Here is a 16,239-nt window from a genome sequence, read left to right as displayed (position 1 = left end):
CCTTCTAGCGATTGAAATAGCTGCGGCGTGCGACGCGCGTCTGCACGTAGAGATGCTCTTTGTAGGTTCCGGGATTATAGGAGCCGGCAGCTTCCGGCACGGGAACGGAGACATTGCCGCCGCTCGGAAAACGAGCGACGAATGCTTCGTCGATATCGCAGCCGAGCCCCGGCCCGTCGGGAACCGCAATCAGGCCGTCGACCTGAACAGGGTGCGGCACGATCGTCTGGCGGCGGCCGTCCCAGTCGTCGTCAAGGCGCTCGAGAATGAGGGCGTTCGGGATCGCCGCAAGCAGATGCAAGGCGGCATATTCGGCCACCGGCCCGAGCGAGCCCGAATGCGGCGCCATCTGGATATGATGCGCCTCGGCCATGGCGGCGATCTTCTTCATCTGGGTGATGCCGCCGGCCCGGCCGGTATCCGGCTGGATCACGTCGACCAGTTCCTTCTCGATGAGCTCGCGCTCGCCGAAGATAGTTGCCGAGCGCTCGCCAGCCGCGAGCGGCACATGGGCTGCGTCGCGGATGCGCCGGTAGCCGTCGATATTGTCGGGTGCGATCGGATCTTCGACCCACATCAGCTCGTAAGGTTCGAGCGCCCGCACCAGCCGGCAGGCATCGGCTGGCGTCAGCCATGGCGGCCCATGCAGATCGATGGCGATGTCCATGTCGTCGCCGACGGCGTCGCGGAGAGCTGCAACCTTGCGGACGGGATCGGCAACCCCGCCGCATTTGATCGCCTTGATGCCGCGCTCCTTGATGGCGAGCGCGCGCTCGGGCGTATTCGCATGCGAATAGATCGGGATCCGATCACGCACCTTGCCGCCGAGCAGCATCCAGACTGGCACGCCGAGCGCCTTGCCCTTGATGTCCCAGAGCGCCATGTCGATGCCGGTCATCGCACCGCCGCCGACCGTCCCGAGCATGCCGTGACCCATCATGGCGATATGCATCTTCTGCCACAGCCGTTCGATATGGGCCGGATCCTCGCCGATAAGGAGGGGTGCAAGATCATGGATCGCCGTCTCGATGACGCGCGGCCAGCCGGAGCATTCACCAATACCGGTGATGCCCTCGTCGGTATCGATCTTCAGAAAGAGCCAGTTCCGGGTGCCGGCGAGCTGTCTGGACGCACCATGTCCGGAGCGCTCGTCCGAGGCCCATTTGGAGGGATCGGGCTGACCGGCATGCATGAGAAACGTGCGGATCCCGGTGATTTTCATCGCAGAGAACTCCCATTCTTCAGAATCTCCGGCGCGACGTAGCGGAAACGCCGCGAATGATCGCGGTCGCGCGGATCGGGGCGCGGGATGGCTGATATGAGCGCCTGCGTATAGGCGTGCTCGGGCGTGCGGCAGACTTTCTCCGCATCGCCGATTTCGACGAGTTGGCCTTTGTACATGACGCCGACACGGTCGCACATGTAGCGGATGACGCCGATGTCATGACTGATGAAGATATAGGCGAGGCCGAGTTCGTCCTGCAGGCGCATCAGGAGATCGAGCACCTGCGAGCGCACGGAGACGTCGAGCGCCGAGGTCGCCTCATCGGCAACGATGACACGCGGATTGAGTGTGATGGCGCGGGCAATGCCGATGCGCTGGCGCTGGCCGCCGGAGAATGCGTGCGGGTAGCGTTCGCGCGCCCTCGGGTCTAGGCCGACCTGCTCCATGAGGTGGCAAACGCGCTCGTCCAGCGCCCGCCCCTTTGCCACGCCATTGACGAGCAGCGGCTCGCCGATGATCTGGGAGACGGTCATGCGTGGGTTGAGGGAGCCGAAAGGATCTTGAAACACCATCCGCAATTCCCGCCGTGCGGCGGCGAGCGTCTGACCCTTTGCCGTTGCCAGATCGATGATGTCGCCGTCGGCGCGGCGATAGAGGATTTCGCCTGCTGTGGGATCAATCAGCCGCATGATCGAGCGGCCCATCGTCGTCTTCCCGGATCCGCTTTCGCCGACGATCCCAAGCGTCTCGCCCGGCAGAAGCGAAATGGAAACATCGTCCAGCGCTTTCACTTCACCGAAATCCATCGATACATTGCGGAGTTCGAGGATCGGTGGCGCCGTCGTGTCGAGCGGGGCGCGCTCCAGCCGAATTTCGGCCTTCGCTTCCAGCTTCAGCACCGAGCCGATCAGCATGCGGGTATAGTCGTCTTTCGGTGCATGAAAGATTTGCTCGACCGGCGCATATTCCTTGGCGACGCCATTGTGCATGACGAGCACATCGTCGGCGATCTGCGCGACGACGCCCATGTCATGGGTGATGAACAGAACGGCCATGCCCTTGGCCTTCTGCAGCCGGGCGATCAGATCGAGAATTTCGGCCTGTGTCGTCACGTCGAGGGCCGTGGTCGGTTCGTCGGCGATCAGGAGCTGCGGTTTGCAGGCGAGCGCCATGGCTATCATCGCGCGCTGGCGCATGCCGCCGGAATATTGGAAGGCATATCGGTCGAGCGCCTTTTCCGGCGAGGGAATCTCGACCTGCTTGAGCAGCGATATGGCCTCGGCGCGCGCCTCTGCCTTGCTCATCCTGGTGTGAAGGCGAAGCGCCTCGACGATCTGGTTGCCGACCGTGTGGATCGGCGACAGTGACGACATCGGCTCCTGGAAAATCATGGCGATGTCGCGGCCGCGGATCGCCCGGATCTGGCGCCCACGCGGATTGAGACTGGTCAGATCGATCGAGCCGCCGTTCTGTTCGTTCAAGATGATCGATCCGCCGGAGATACGGCCGGGCGCATCGACGATCTGCAGGATCGAACGCGCCGTCACCGACTTTCCCGATCCGCTTTCGCCGACGACACAGAGCGTCTTGCCCGGCTCGATCGTGAAGGACAGATCGCTGACGGCGCGAAAGACGCCGGTGCGCAGCGGGAATTCGACGGTCAGATTTTTCACCTGCAGCAGCGGCTTGCCGGCAATGGGAACGATATCGGTCATGCCGGCCTCATTTGTTGTAGGGATCGGCTGCATCGCGCAGGCCATCGCCGAGAAGGTTGAGCGCCATCACGGCAACGACGACGGCGCAGCCCGGCATGAAGAGCCACGGTGCCGTGGCGATCGAGCGAATGTTCTGGGCCTCGCGCAACAGCACGCCCCAGGAGATGGTCGGCGGCTGCAGCCCAAGCCCCAGGAAGGAGAGTGAGGTTTCGGCAAGGATCATCGCCGGCACCGCAAGCGTGATCGAGGCAATGATGTGGCTGGCGAAGCTCGGCAGCATGTGGCGAAAGATGATGCGTCTTTCGCGAACGCCGTCGAGCCTGGCGGCGGCGACGAATTCTTCGGTGCGCAGGGACAGGAAGCGGCCGCGAACGACGCGGGCAAGCTGCGCCCAGCCGGTCAGCGACAGGATGATCGTGATCATCATATATTGCAGCGTCGCCGGCCAATCCTGCGGCAGGGCCGCGGCCATGGCCAGCCAGATCGGGATCGTCGGCAGCGACAGCACGAAATCGATCACCCGCTGCAGGAAGAAATCGATGTGGCCGCCGTAGTATCCCGAGATGCCGCCGAGCACGATGCCGAGAATCAGTGAGAAGAATACGCCAACGAGGCCGATCGACAACGATATCTGCGAGCCCTGTACCGTTCGGCTGAAGACATCGCGCCCCAGCCTGTCGGCACCGAAGAGAAGCAGCGGCGTCGTCTTGTCGGGCGAGGCGATCAGATGGATGTTGGTGTTGAACAGGCCGAACACGGAATATTCATAGCCGCGCCCGAAAAACTGGACGTCGACACGCTTCGTCGTGTCTTCCTTGAAGATAGCGGCCAGCGTTTCCGGATCGCGAGTCAGCTTCATCGGGTAATAATGCGGGCCGAAGGAGAAACCGTTCGCAGTATCGATCAGATGCAATTTCTGCGGCGGGTGAAAAGTCGCCCGCGCATTTTGCAGGTTCGGATCGTTGATGGCGAAGAAACCGGGAACAAGGGCGACGATATACATCATCACGGTGACGACGAGCGCGACCATGGCGAGCCGGTGCCGGCGGAAAGCCCACCAGATGAGCTGCCACTGCGATGCGACGGCAGCGCGATCCGGCTGAATATTTGTAACGGTGATGTCGGCCACGTGAGGCTCCTATTCCAACCGGATGCGGGGATCGACCAGCGCAAGCAGGATGTCGCTGATCAGAGAGCCTATCAGCGTCAGCGCGCAGATCAGCAGAACGAAGGCGCCGGCGAGATACATGTCCTGGGCCATCAGCGCCTGCAGCAGCAGGGGTGCTGCCGTCGGCAGATTGAGGACGATGGCGACGACGACGGAGCCGGAAATGAGGTTGGGCAGCAGCCAGGCAATCGTCGAGATGAAGGGATTGAGCGCGATCATCAGAGGATATTTCATCAGCAGCCGGAACTCCGAGAGCCCCTTTGCCCGTGCCGTGGTCACATAAGGCTTCGGCAGTTCGTCGAGCATATTCGCGCGCATCACGCGAATGAGGCTTGCCGTCGAAGAGACGGCCAGGATGATGACGGGAAGCCAGAGATGCGAAAACAGGTCGACCATCTTGGCGAAGCTCCAGGACGCGTTCTCGTATTCCGCCGAAAACAACCCGCCGACATCCTGGCCGAATTCGACCGCCGCGATATACATCAGCACCAGCGCCAGCAGGAAAGACGGAACGGCCAGGCCGAAGAAGGTGAAGGCGGTGAAGAAATAGTCGCCGATGGAATATTTGCGCACGGCGGAGAAAACGCCGATCGGCAGGGCGATCGCCCAGGTGGCGATCAATGTCGACAGAGCCAGGACGAGGGTCAGCGCCATGCGCTCCCAGATCAGGTCGGAGACCGGTTGCTGCCACTCGAAGGAAATGCCGAAATCGCCGCGCGAGAGGATGCCCCAGATCCATTTGAAATATTGGACGAGCATCGGATCGCCGAGGCCGAAGCGCTCGCGCAATTGTGCCGCCGTGTTCTGATCGACGATCTCGTTGGAGGCGGCCAGCGTCGCAATATAGGTCGTGACATAGTCGCCCGGCGGCAGCTGGATCAACACGAAAGCGAGGAAGCTGACGGCAAACAGCGATGGAATCATCCATAGGAAGCGTTTGGCGATAAAGATCAGCATGAGGCGCCTCTTGCATTGAACGCCGCCCTCCGGGCCCTGTCGGCCGTCAGCCGGCAAGGCATCTCGGAGGGCGAACTGAAAGAAAGCGCCGTACCGTTGGGCACGGCGCCAAGTTCGAAATCAGCTCGTAAAGGTGAATTGCTGCGGCATCGCAGGCCCTGGATTGGGCCAGGACCAGCTATCCGGCTCCTTCTCGGGAACATTGCGCAGATTGTTGCGGATGATGCCGAAGCCGCCGACGGCAAGGCATAGGCCGACTGTCTCGAACTCCTCCGCAGCGATATCGAAGATCTGCTTCATGATCGCGCCGCGCTTGTCGAGATCGGCCGTCGAACGCGCTTCGTCGAAGAGCTTCATGCGCTTCTTCTGGCTTTCCGGGGGCTCTTCGCCGCGGGCACCGTTGGAGGTGTACCAAAGCGTCCACGGAATGGCGTAACGCGATCCTTGAGGATGGAAGGCGAAGAAATCGCGCGGATCGAGCATCGGATCGAGACCGCCAGGACCCGGCCACACCGCCGCATCATGGGCGTTGTCGTCGCCGCGAGTGTAATAGAGCGCCCGCTCGATCGTGTTGACCTTCATGTCTATACCGATCTGAGCCCAATGCGTCTTGACCAATTCCAGGGCATCGACGAGGTCGGGATAGAGCGTCGGAATGACGTCGATCGAGAAGAACACTTTCTGGCCGTCGGGCCGCAGCCGGAAACCGTCGCTGCCCTTCTTGTAGCCGGCTTCATCGAGCATCGCGCTCGCCTTGTCGACATCATATTCGGTGAACTGGCGCGCGTATTTCTCGTTATACCAGGGATGGGTCGGACGCGGTCCTGCCTGGTAGGGTTCGCTCTGTCCGAAATAGACGATGTCGATGAGTTCTGGGCGATTGATGCCGATCGACAGCGCTTGCCGGAACGCCTTATCCGCAAACATCTTGCGCATGGCAGGATCTTTGTGGGTGATGTTGAAGTAGATCTGGCACTGTTGCGAGGCCGAAGGCACCAGCGTCAGCAGACGATAATCGCCTTTCTCCATGTTCTGGGACAGCGTCGGCTTGTTGGCCAGAACGCTGATATGGCGTTCCTGGATATCGATCTTTCCGGAGATGACGTTCAGCATCAGCGATTCGACGTCCTGCGAGATGCCGAAGTTGATTTCATCGATGTAGGGAAGCTGGTTGCCCTCGGTATCGACCTGCCAGAAATAGGGATTGCGGGTCATGACGACGCGCGTGGCACCCCCGGCATAGGGCTCCTTGACCACCCACGGATCGAGCGTCGGCTTGTCGACATTGCCCCACCGCGACGGGATCTCGATATCGCCGCAACGGCTGCGGAACAGCTCCGTCCAGCTGGTGACGCCGGCCTTCTTCGCATCGGCCTCGATATTGGGATTGTATTTCGGCAGGAACTGGCTGCAGTAATGCTTCGGGAACAATGTCGGATGCTGACCGAGCGGCGTGGCGAGGTTTTCGAGATAAAGCGCGTTGGCCGCCGCAAAGGTGAACTTCACCGTATAATCGTCGATCTTCTCGACCGTGACCGGCTTGCCGGCGACCGCAAGCTGCGCCGGTGTCGAGCTGTAGAGCTCGGTGTTCTTGACGCAGTCTTCGATCGCAAAAACGACGTCGTCGGCCGTGAAGGGGTGGCCGTCGGACCAGCGAACACCTTCGATCAGATGGAAGGTGAATTGCTTTGCGTCGTCGCTAACTTCCCAGCGTTCGGCAAGGTTCGGCTGCACGGCGGTAAAATCGAGGTTCCAGCGCACAAGGCTCTGGTTGCCGACCATGCGCAGGATGCCGTTATGGTCCGATGAACCGCGAAGGCCGCGCCGCAGCGAGCCGCCATAGGTGCCGACTTTCTCGTACGGCGTCACCACCATCGGCTTTTTCGGCAGGCGCTCGGCAAGCGGCGGCAGTTTTCCGTCTTTGACGAGCTGCGCAAGTGCCGGCGCTTCGCCGCCTGCGGCGAAAGCGCGGCCGGCGATGGACAGCGCTGCGACGCCAGCCATGCCACCAAGCACGGCGCGGCGTGTGACACCACGCGACAGAATTTCATTGGGCATCGAGTTCCTCCCTTTTTGCGCCGGCACAGCTTTTGCACCGGCTGATGCGGCGGGCTCCCGACCTGCCGCTTGCGCCCTCCTCGGCGCTGGGACCGAACCATAGACACGTTCTCAAATGATTACAAGAGTTGACAGATATTTACAAATTCGATAGCGATGCAGCCAGACACCGCAGGCGTCATGCCGCTGAAAATACTGTCGCCAGACCAAAAACGGCGGCAGATCTGTCAGATTCTGTAGGCCACACAGAAGACCTCACGATCGGCGACAGGGAGTACGTGGGGCGCCGCGTGGCTTGAGAGAAAAGGACCATAATGACTTTCGCAGTCGACGCCGTTTCCAACAGAGGCGCAACGCGCTTCAGCGACATCATCTACGAGAAGATCGTGGGGATGATCGCCGACGGCAACTTTCCGGTGAACGAACGACTGCCGTCGGAAACGAAGCTCGCCGCGGATTTCGGCGCCTCGAGGCCCGTCGTGCGTGAGGCGCTCGAACGTTTAAGAGCCGATGGCCTGGTCGTTTCGCGCAAGGGATCCGGTTCCTATGTTCGGCAAAGGCCGGATTCGTCGATGCTGAAAATGGTGCCGGTCGGCTCGCTCGCCGATGTCCAGCGCTTTTTCGAATTCCGCGCCGGCCTCGAAGCCGAGGCTGCGGAGCTTGCCGCACGAAACTGGCAGCCGGATGACAGGGAGCGGATAACGGCAGCGCTTCTTGCGATCGAGCAATGCCTTCGCAACGGGGAGCTTGGCGCTGAGGAAGACCAGGCACTGCATGATGCCATCGCCATGGCGACCGGCAACCAGTTCCACATCACCGTTCGTGAATGGTTCAGGCCGCATTTCGCCATCGGGCATTCCGTGACACGAAGCCTGAGCTTGAAACGAACGCTGGAGCAGATTCGCAGCGTCCAGGATGAGCATGCGGTGATCGTGGAGGCGATCTTCGCGCGGCGGGAAACCGACGCTCACGATGCGATGAAGAGACACATACTGAATGCTCGCGCCCGCATGTTCCAGGGCGTTTGAGCGAGAATGGGAGGAAGAACGATGAAACGGGTCGCTGTGACGGGTGCCGCCGGACGTGTCGGAACGCTGCTGCGCCCGCTGCTTCGCTCGCATGTCGAGCATCTGCGCCTGATCGATCTCGAGGAGCCTGCCGGGCTTGGCGAAAACGAGCATTTCGTGAAGGCCGATCTCGCCAATGTCGATGAGGCCACCGCTGCGCTTGAAGATATCGACGGCATCGTCCACCTGGCGGGCATTGCAAGCGGCATCGATATGAACGCCATCCTGCAGGCCAATGTGCTGGGAACCTACAATCTCTACGAGGCGGCGCGGATCAACAAAATTCCCAGGGTCGTCTATGCCTCGAGCAATCATGCCACCGGCTTTTATCCGCGCGGCCAGCTCGTCTCGCCGCTCGATCCGATGCGCCCGGACAGCCCTTATGGGCTTTCCAAATGCTGGGGCGAACTGGTGGCGGGGCTCTACTACGACACATCGGGCATTCGCTCCCTTTCGATCCGCATCGGCAATGCCGGCACCTATCCCAACAGCGAGCGATCCGTCGCGATCTGGATCAGCGCACGAGACCTGGCGCAATTGGTCAGGATCGGCCTGTCGCACCCGTCGATCGCCGCGACGGTGGTCTATGGCGTTTCTGACACCGACGAGAAATGGTGGGACAACGAACTGGCAGCGAGGCTCGGCTACCAGCCACAGGACCGGCCACGCGACCATGCCCGCATCGAGCAGGGATCCGAAGGGCCGGTGGCGCTTGCGTTCCAGGGTGGCGGCTTCTGTGAGATCAATCACGACGGCACCATCCGCATGCGGGACGCCGAGGGCTTGGCCGAGAGCCTGGAGATGGTTCCATGACGGCACCGCGCATCATCCGCCCGGACGTCCGTTCCGTGATCCAGCAACCGCTGACGGTCGGTGAATCCCCGGTATGGGACGAGCGGACCGGCACGCTGTGGCTCGTCGATATCCTGGCGCCGGCAGTTGTCCGCATCTCCGCGCAAGGGAAGGTCGACCGCTTCGACATGCCGGCTCCGGTCGGCAGCCTCGGGCTCTGCCGTGACAACAGGATCGTCGTGGGCCTCCAGACAGGCGTCCACCTCTTCGAGCCCGCCTCGGGCGATCTCGAGTTCCTGTGCGATCCGGTCGGGCGCCACATCAATGGCCGCCTCAACGATGGCAAGGTCGGTCCCGACCGACACTTCTGGGTCGGCTCGATCAGCGAAGCCAAGCCGCAAGTAAACGACGCCGCTCTTTTCCGGGTTGGCGCCGACGGCAGCGCGCGGACGGTGGCAACGGGACTGACGAGCTCCAACGGTCTTGCCTGGTCGCCGGATGGCCGGCGGATGTATCACTCCGACAGCCGGCAATGTTTCCTGCAGGCATTCGATTTCAATCCGGCGACGGGCGAAATCGGCGAAGGACGCCGGCTTCGCAGCTTCACGGAAGACGACGGGCGGCCGGACGGAGCGGCCATCGATCGTGACGGCTTTTACTGGAGCGCCGGCGTATCCGCCGGTCGCCTCAACCGGATATCGCCCGACGGCGAAATCGTCGAGATCTACATTCTGCCGGTCGCCGCACCGACCATGCCGTGTTTCGGAGGGCCGGATCTGCGCACCCTCTACGTCACGAGCCTGTCGACCGACCGCACTGGACGCTTCGAGGCGGGAACGGTCATCGCCTTCGACGCGGACGCAGAGGGCTTGGCGCCCTTCCGTTTCGGATGACAGCGTGCCGATCACCCGTCGGGTGACGGCGGATTGATGGAAAGCTAAGGGGGAAGAAAGATGAGCATCGCAATCATGCGCAAGGCGCTCACAGGCGTATCGGGTGTTCCCGTCACCGCCTATGACGGCAGCGGCGAAGTCGACCCCCGGATCACGGCGAAGGTCTATGAGCGGGTGGCGGCAGCAGGCATCCACAACATCGTTGCCGCCGGCAATACCGGGGAATTTTATGCGTTGACGCCTGAGGAGATCAGGATCGTCCACGAGGCGGCGGTGTCAGGTGTCGACGGCAAGGCGCCGGTGACGGCGGCGATCGGCCGGTCGCTGCGCGAGGCGGTCGGCATGGCAAAGGACGCGGCCCGCATCGGCGCCTCCGCCGTGATGTCGCATCAGCCCGTCGATCCTTTTGCGGCCCCTTCGGCCCAGATCGACTATTTCTGCAATCTTGCGGATGCTTCCGCCCTGCCGCTGGTCGCGTATGTCAGGGCCGAGGGTTTCAGTGTCGCAGAGATCGTTCGGCTCGCAAATCACGGCAATATTGCCGGTATCAAGTTTGCGACGACCGATCTGATGCTGCTGTCGCGAGCGATCCCGGCCGCCGACCCGGCCGGTGCACTGTTCGTCTGCGGCCTGGCAGAAAGCTGGGCGCCGACATTCACCGCAGCCGGTGCGCGCGGCTTCACTTCCGGTCTCGTCAATGTTGCACCGAAGCTCTCGCTTGCCGTCCACGATGCGCTTGAAAATGGCGATTTCGCCGCGGCACGAGCGATCGTCAACAAGCTCGAACCATTCGAGCGGATGCGGACCAAATTCCGCAACGGCGCCAACGTGACCGTCGTGAAAGAGGCGGTCAGCTATTCCGGTCTCGATGTCGGCCCGGTGCGTGTGCCGGGCTTGCCGCTGCTCGACCAGCATGACCGCGAGGAACTTCATCGGCTGCTTCGAAGCTGGGAGGCCGAGGGCAATGTTCAAACGGATCCGAACCGGCAGGAGACTTCAAAGGCCGCCGTCTGAGGCCGACATTATTTCCGCAAGCAACAGGTGCCGGCATGGCCGCGCCACAGGATTGGGAGGTCTTGAGATGCTGAAACAGCTACTGACAACGATCGCGATAACGGGCGCCCTGACGGCGGCACAGCCGAGCTGGGCTGCATCGCCGCCAAACATGCTGGTCATCGGCACGAATCTCACCGGCATAAGAACGCTCGATCCGGCCCAGAACAATGCCCGCACGGTTTCCGAGCTGATCTCCAATCTCTACGACAACCTCGTGCAACTGTCACCGGACGATCTAAAAACGCTGAAGCCGATGCTCGCGACGCAATGGAGCGTCTCGGCGGACGGCAAGATCATCACGCTGACATTGCGCGACGACGCGGTCTTCCAGAGCGGCAACAAGGTAACAGCCGATGATGCCGCCTGGTCGATCCAGCGCGTTATCAAGATGGGCCAGGTCGGCTCCACCGATGTCGCGCTCTGGGGCTTCACATCAGACAACGTCGAAAAGCTCGTTCGGGCAAAGGACGAACACACGCTTGAGATCGAGCTGCCGCAGGCCGTGAACACCGATCTGGTGCTCTATTCGCTAGCCGGCTCGTCGATCGGCATCATCGACAAGAAGACGGCACTCTCGCATGAGGCAAACGGCGACTTCGGCGGCGCCTGGCTTTCTGCCAATTCTGCCGGCAGCGGCCCGTTCGCGCTGGCGCAATGGCGGCCGAACGATGTTGCGATCTTCAACGCGCAGCCGAACTACTGGGGCGGCAAGCCGGCCATGGCCCGCGTCGTCGCTCGGCATATCCCAGAATCCGGCAACCTCAGACTGCAGCTCGAAGCCGGAGATGTCGATGTCGGCCAGTATCTGGCAAGCGGCGACCTCGATGCCCTGTCCAACAACAAGGACGTGGTGATCGAGAGCGTTCCGGGTCTGGGCTTCTATTACATCGCCCTCAACCAAAAAGACCCGGATCTGCAGAAGCCGAAGGTTCGCGAGGCCTTCCAGCATGCTTTCGACTGGAAGGCGATCTCCGGCAACATCATGCGCTATACCGGTTTTCCCTGGCAGTCGATGATCCCGCGCGGCATGATCGGCGCGCCCGAGGAAGCTGCCTCCCACTACGACTATGATCCTGCCAAAGCCAAACAGCTGCTGGCGGAAGCCGGCTACCCCAATGGCCTGAAGAAGGTGCTCAATCCATCGGGCGCGGCGACACTGCCCTTCGCCGAAGCGCTGCAGGCGAGCGCCCGTGCTGCCGGCCTCGATCTCGATCTCGTGCCCGGCGAATTCACGCCCGCCTTCCGCGAGCGGAAATACGAGGTGCTGCTCGGCAATTCCGGCGCCCGACTGCCTGATCCTTTCGCTGTCGCCACGCAATATGCCTACAATCCCGACAACAGCGACGAGGCGCGTCTCGGCAGCTATTATCTCTGGCGCGCCGGCATGAAAGTGGACGAGCTCAACACACTCGTCGACCAATCGATGAAGGAGCGCGATACGGGCAAGCGCACTGACATCTTCAAGAAGATGGACGGCATCTATGCCGGCATGGCCTCGCCGCTCGTCATCTTCTTCCAGCGAACCGACCCCTATGTCACGCGCGCCAACGTCAAGAACTATCACGGGCACACGACCTGGTCGACGCGCTGGCACGACGTGACCAAGGAGTAGAACGCGTGGCGAGCGCCGATCTGACATCGAAGCGGGAGAGCGGCACCCGTTCTGCGGAGGGCGGGTTCGCCGAGGCGGCCCCGCACCCTCTGGTGAACCTGTTGCGGCGCTTGGCAGGGCGGGTCGTGGCTGTGGTGACGACGCTGCTCGGCCTTCTCTTCCTGACCTTTTCGATGGGTCGTCTGCTGCCTGCCGACCCGGTGCTCGCCATCACCGGAGCGGAGGTCAGCAAGGAGGTTTATGATCGCGTCTATCATGAGCTGGGGCTCGGGCAACCCGTCTGGATGCAGTTCCTCGCCTATGTCGGGAAGATCGCGACAGGCGATCTCGGCACCTCGGCGACGACCGGCCAACCAATCCTCACCGACCTCATGACGATCTTTCCCGCCACCATCGAGCTTGCGGTCATCGCCATGATCATCGGCGCCATCATCGGCGTTCCCCTGGGGATCACGGCTGCCGTCAGACGCGGAACTGTCATCGACCACGTCGCCCGCATCGTCGCCCTTGCCGGCCATTCCATTCCGATCTTCTGGACCGGGCTGATGGCGCTCTTCATCTTCTATGCCAAGCTCAAGCTCGTCGGCGCATCCGGCCGCATCGACGTCTTCTACGAAGGTCTCGTCACACCCATGACCGGCTTTCTCCTGATCGACGCAGCGCTGCAGCAGCAATGGGACGTGTTTCACAACGCTCTCGGCCACATCATCCTGCCGGCGGCGATCCTCGGCTATTATTCCGTCGCCTATATCAGCCGCATGTCGCGCAGCTTCATGCTGGAGCAGCTCAGCCAGGAATACATCATCACTGCGCGGGCAAAGGGGCTCGGCACCCGCAAGGTCGTCTGGCGCCATGCCTTCAAGAACATCCGCGTGCAGCTTTTGACGATCATGGCGCTGACCTTCGGTGGGCTGCTCGAAGGAGCGGTGCTGATCGAAACGGTTTTCGGATGGCCGGGGCTCGGCCAGTACCTGACCCGAGGGCTGCAGATGAATGACATGAATGTCGTCATGGGCTCGGTGCTGACGATCGGCGCCGTCTTCCTGACGATCAATATCCTGTCGGACTTCCTCTATCGCATTCTTGATCCGAGGACACGGTGACGCCATGACGATTTCCTCTGAGCACGCAGACAGCGTTGACACCGGCGGCTTTCGCAAATGGCTGCTCGCGCCGGAGCCGCGAGGCTGGTTTCAATCGTCCGCGCAGCAAATCCATCAGGGCTGGCTGAAATTCAGCCTGCACCCGCTTGGCCTCGCCGGACTCGCCATCATCGTGCTGCTGATCGTGGTAGCGACGGCCGCCCCCTTGCTGACGAGCTACGATCCGATCGTCCAGGACATGGCCGGGCGGCTTGCCGCGCCATCGGCAAGCCATTGGCTCGGCACCGACAATTTCGGCCGCGATGTGTTCTCCCGGGTGATCTATGGCGCCCGCACGACGCTCTACATCATCATGCTCGTCACGATCATCGTCGCCCCGCTCGGCCTGCTGATCGGCACCGTCTCAGGTTATTTCGGCGGCATCATCGATGAAATCCTGATGCGCGTCACCGACATTTTCCTGTCTTTCCCCGGGCTGGTGCTGGCGCTCGGTTTTGCCGCAGCGCTCGGACCGGGCATCACCAACGCAATCATCGCAATTTCGCTGACGGCCTGGCCGCCGATCGCGCGCCTCGCGCGGGCCGAAACGCTCAGCCTTCGCAAGGCGGACTATATCGCCGCCGTGCGCCTGCAGGGCGCGAGCTCAATCGCAATCATCACCCGCCACATCCTGCCGATGTGCATTCCCTCGGTGATCGTCCGCGTCACCCTCAATATGGCCGGCATCATCATCACCGCCGCTGGTCTCGGCTTCCTCGGCCTCGGTGCGCAGCCGCCATGGCCGGAATGGGGCTCGATGGCCGCGAGCGGCCGTGAGTTCATGCTCGACAGCCCCTGGGTCATCGCCGCACCCGGCATTGCCATTGCGCTAGTCAGCCTCGCCTTCAACCTCGTCGGCGATGCGCTCCGCGATGTGCTTGATCCCCGAGGTTCAGAATGACCGAGCCCTTGATCGATATTCGAAACCTCGAAATCGCCTTCGGCGGTGGACAGGTGCGGGCCGTGCGCGGCGTCAGCTTCGCGCTCGGACAGGAAAAACTCGGGATCGTCGGTGAATCCGGATCGGGAAAATCCACTGTCGGGCGGGCGATCATGAAGCTCTTACCGCCGACCGCGATCGTCAATGCCGAGCGGATGCGCTTTCGCGACGTGGATCTGCTCAAGGCAAACGAGAAAACGATGATGACGATCAGGGGGCGGCGGATCGGGCTCATCCTGCAGGACCCGAAATATTCGCTCAATCCTGTCATGCGGATCGGCGAACAGATCGCCGAAACCTATCGTTTCCATCATCCCAAGGCGAGCACCAAGCAGACCTCCCGCCAAGCGCTCGATATGCTCGAAGCCGTCCAGATTCGCGATCCCGAGCGCGTGGCCCGCCTTTATCCGCACGAAATCTCCGGCGGGATGGGCCAGCGCGCGATGATCGCCATGATGCTGATCGCCGAACCCGAAGTGCTGATCGCCGACGAGCCGACGTCGGCACTCGACGTGACGGTAAGGCTCGAAATCCTGGCGCTGCTCGACGAGCTCGTGCTACGCCGCAATCTCGGCCTGATCTTCATCAGTCACGACCTCAATCTGATCAGGAATTTCTGCGATCGCGTCCTCATCATGTATGCGGGGCGGGTCGTCGAAGTGCTCGAGGCGCGCGATCTCGACAAGGCCAGACACCCCTATACGCAAGGGCTGCTCGCATCCCTGCCGACGATCGACAATCCCCCTGCCCGGCTGCCGATCCTCAAACGCGATCCGGCCTGGCTCGACGAACCCGTATTGGAGGCGCCGCGGTGATCAAGATCGACAATCTCACGATCCGTTTCGGGCATGGCCAGCGACCCGTCGTCAGAGACATCAGCCTCGCCATCGAGAGCGGCACGGCCTTCGGCCTGGTCGGCGAGTCCGGCTGCGGAAAATCCACCGTGCTCAGGGCGCTTTCCGGCCTCAACGCCAATTATGACGGCCGGATCTCGCTCCAGGGCGAGACGCTGGACCGGCAGCGCAGCCGGCCGTTCTTCCGCCGGGTGCAGATGGTGTTCCAGGACCCCTACGGGTCGCTCCACCCGCGCAAAACCATCCGCTCGCAGCTGAAAGAGCCGCTGCGCAACCAGGGACTGGATACGAATTCCGTCGACGTGAATGCCGTCCTGAGATCGGTCGGCCTCGATCCGGCGCTGAGCTACCGATTTCCGCACCAGCTGTCCGGCGGACAGCGGCAGCGTGTGGCGATCGCCCGCGCCCTGATGCTGGACCCGGATGTTCTGCTTCTCGACGAACCGACATCTGCGCTCGACGTGTCGGTTCAGGCCGAAATCCTCAATCTCCTTCAGGATTTGCGTCGGGAACGCGGCCTCACCTATCTGCTCGTCAGCCATGATCTCGCCGTCGTCTCCCATATGTGCAGCCGCGTCGCCATTATGGAAGCCGGCGAGATCGTCGAACAGGTCGATATCGCAGCCCTGCGCAGAGGCGCGGTCGAGCATCCCTATTCGCAACGCCTGCTGCGGGCGAGCCAGATGTATGGAAAGGCGTAAATTCTCGATCGATGCGCGGCGGCTCGACGTCGTCGCAGGCCCGCCATCCTCAGGATCGT

General features: G+C 62.1%; 14 protein-coding genes. 9 read left to right on the top strand and 5 right to left on the bottom strand.

The genetic code is table 11. The features are described from left to right. Window positions 1-4: 4 nt before the first annotated feature. The 5 genes from ACMUVN_RS21665 to ACMUVN_RS21645 all read right to left on the bottom strand — a co-directional run bounded on the left by ACMUVN_RS21665 (window position 5) and on the right by ACMUVN_RS21645 (window position 7,123). Complete coding sequence (locus tag ACMUVN_RS21665; protein ID WP_063473727.1) at window positions 5-1,222, bottom strand: mandelate racemase/muconate lactonizing enzyme family protein; 1,218 nt, start codon at window positions 1,220-1,222, stop codon at window positions 5-7. Then, a complete protein-coding gene (locus ACMUVN_RS21660; RefSeq protein WP_063473728.1) occupies window positions 1,219-2,940 on the bottom strand; it encodes an ABC transporter ATP-binding protein in 1,722 nt (573 codons plus the stop codon). The genes ACMUVN_RS21665 and ACMUVN_RS21660 overlap by 4 nt, the downstream gene beginning before the upstream one ends. Before the next feature lie 7 nt (window positions 2,941-2,947). Next, a complete protein-coding gene (locus ACMUVN_RS21655) occupies window positions 2,948-4,069 on the bottom strand; it encodes an ABC transporter permease (RefSeq protein ID WP_063473729.1) in 1,122 nt (373 codons plus the stop codon). Window positions 4,070-4,078: 9 nt separating this feature from the next. Next, a complete protein-coding gene (locus tag ACMUVN_RS21650) occupies window positions 4,079-5,065 on the bottom strand; it encodes an ABC transporter permease (protein WP_063473730.1) in 987 nt (328 codons plus the stop codon). 120 nt (window positions 5,066-5,185) lie between these two features. Continuing rightward, window positions 5,186-7,123 carry an ABC transporter substrate-binding protein gene (locus ACMUVN_RS21645; protein ID WP_063473731.1) on the bottom strand — a complete coding sequence of 646 codons (1,938 nt, stop codon included), beginning with the start codon at window positions 7,121-7,123 and terminating at the stop codon, window positions 5,186-5,188. Between the two features lie 314 nt (window positions 7,124-7,437). Between ACMUVN_RS21645 and ACMUVN_RS21640 the strand changes: the two genes are divergently transcribed. The 9 genes from ACMUVN_RS21640 to ACMUVN_RS21600 all read left to right on the top strand — a co-directional run bounded on the left by ACMUVN_RS21640 (window position 7,438) and on the right by ACMUVN_RS21600 (window position 16,180). Further along, a complete protein-coding gene (locus ACMUVN_RS21640; RefSeq protein WP_047619104.1) occupies window positions 7,438-8,151 on the top strand; it encodes a FadR/GntR family transcriptional regulator in 714 nt (237 codons plus the stop codon). Window positions 8,152-8,172: 21 nt separating this feature from the next. After that, window positions 8,173-9,003 carry an NAD-dependent epimerase/dehydratase family protein gene (locus ACMUVN_RS21635; RefSeq protein WP_063473732.1) on the top strand — a complete coding sequence of 277 codons (831 nt, stop codon included), beginning with the start codon at window positions 8,173-8,175 and terminating at the stop codon, window positions 9,001-9,003. After that, on the top strand, window positions 9,000-9,875 hold the full coding sequence (locus ACMUVN_RS21630) for an SMP-30/gluconolactonase/LRE family protein (protein WP_063473733.1): 876 nt from the start codon (window positions 9,000-9,002) through the stop codon (window positions 9,873-9,875). The genes ACMUVN_RS21635 and ACMUVN_RS21630 overlap by 4 nt, the downstream gene beginning before the upstream one ends. A 60-nt stretch (window positions 9,876-9,935) precedes the next feature. Then, entirely contained in the window at window positions 9,936-10,889 is a 954-nt protein-coding gene (locus tag ACMUVN_RS21625) for a dihydrodipicolinate synthase family protein (RefSeq protein WP_047619110.1), read from the top strand. 67 nt (window positions 10,890-10,956) lie between these two features. Continuing rightward, entirely contained in the window at window positions 10,957-12,543 is a 1,587-nt protein-coding gene (locus tag ACMUVN_RS21620) for an ABC transporter substrate-binding protein (protein WP_047619113.1), read from the top strand. Window positions 12,544-12,548: 5 nt separating this feature from the next. Beyond that, window positions 12,549-13,646 (top strand): ABC transporter permease, encoded by a 1,098-nt coding sequence (locus tag ACMUVN_RS21615; RefSeq protein WP_063473734.1) that lies wholly within the window; start codon window positions 12,549-12,551, stop codon window positions 13,644-13,646. A gap of 4 nt (window positions 13,647-13,650) precedes the next feature. After that, window positions 13,651-14,586, top strand: coding sequence for an ABC transporter permease (locus ACMUVN_RS21610; protein WP_063473735.1), 936 nt, complete (start codon window positions 13,651-13,653; stop codon window positions 14,584-14,586). Next, window positions 14,583-15,440: an ABC transporter ATP-binding protein gene (locus ACMUVN_RS21605; protein WP_063473736.1), complete on the top strand. Its 858-nt coding sequence runs from the start codon at window positions 14,583-14,585 to the stop codon at window positions 15,438-15,440. Before ACMUVN_RS21610 ends, ACMUVN_RS21605 begins: the two co-directional genes overlap by 4 nt. After that, window positions 15,437-16,180, top strand: a complete 744-nt coding sequence (locus ACMUVN_RS21600; protein WP_063473737.1) for an ABC transporter ATP-binding protein — start codon at window positions 15,437-15,439, stop codon at window positions 16,178-16,180. The genes ACMUVN_RS21605 and ACMUVN_RS21600 overlap by 4 nt, the downstream gene beginning before the upstream one ends. Window positions 16,181-16,239 lie beyond the last annotated feature (59 nt).

This window comes from Rhizobium sp. IY2, from assembly GCF_047532935.1.
Taxonomy (GTDB): Bacteria; Pseudomonadota; Alphaproteobacteria; order Rhizobiales; family Rhizobiaceae; genus Rhizobium; species Rhizobium anhuiense.
The sequence above is the reverse complement of the archived record's forward strand: the minus strand, read 5'-3'. Positions and strand labels throughout refer to the sequence as shown.

Coding starts and splice junctions, on each gene's coding strand:
- ACMUVN_RS21665 (WP_063473727.1), bottom strand. CDS start 1,222: ATGAAAATCACCGGGATCCGCACGTTTCTCATGCATGCCGGTCAGCCC.
- ACMUVN_RS21660 (WP_063473728.1), bottom strand. CDS start 2,940: ATGACCGATATCGTTCCCATTGCCGGCAAGCCGCTGCTGCAGGTGAAA.
- ACMUVN_RS21650 (WP_063473730.1), bottom strand. CDS start 5,065: ATGCTGATCTTTATCGCCAAACGCTTCCTATGGATGATTCCATCGCTG.
- ACMUVN_RS21645 (WP_063473731.1), bottom strand. CDS start 7,123: ATGCCCAATGAAATTCTGTCGCGTGGTGTCACACGCCGCGCCGTGCTT.
- ACMUVN_RS21640 (WP_047619104.1), top strand. CDS start 7,438: ATGACTTTCGCAGTCGACGCCGTTTCCAACAGAGGCGCAACGCGCTTC.
- ACMUVN_RS21635 (WP_063473732.1), top strand. CDS start 8,173: ATGAAACGGGTCGCTGTGACGGGTGCCGCCGGACGTGTCGGAACGCTG.
- ACMUVN_RS21630 (WP_063473733.1), top strand. CDS start 9,000: ATGACGGCACCGCGCATCATCCGCCCGGACGTCCGTTCCGTGATCCAG.
- ACMUVN_RS21625 (WP_047619110.1), top strand. CDS start 9,936: ATGAGCATCGCAATCATGCGCAAGGCGCTCACAGGCGTATCGGGTGTT.
- ACMUVN_RS21620 (WP_047619113.1), top strand. CDS start 10,957: ATGCTGAAACAGCTACTGACAACGATCGCGATAACGGGCGCCCTGACG.
- ACMUVN_RS21610 (WP_063473735.1), top strand. CDS start 13,651: ATGACGATTTCCTCTGAGCACGCAGACAGCGTTGACACCGGCGGCTTT.
- ACMUVN_RS21605 (WP_063473736.1), top strand. CDS start 14,583: ATGACCGAGCCCTTGATCGATATTCGAAACCTCGAAATCGCCTTCGGC.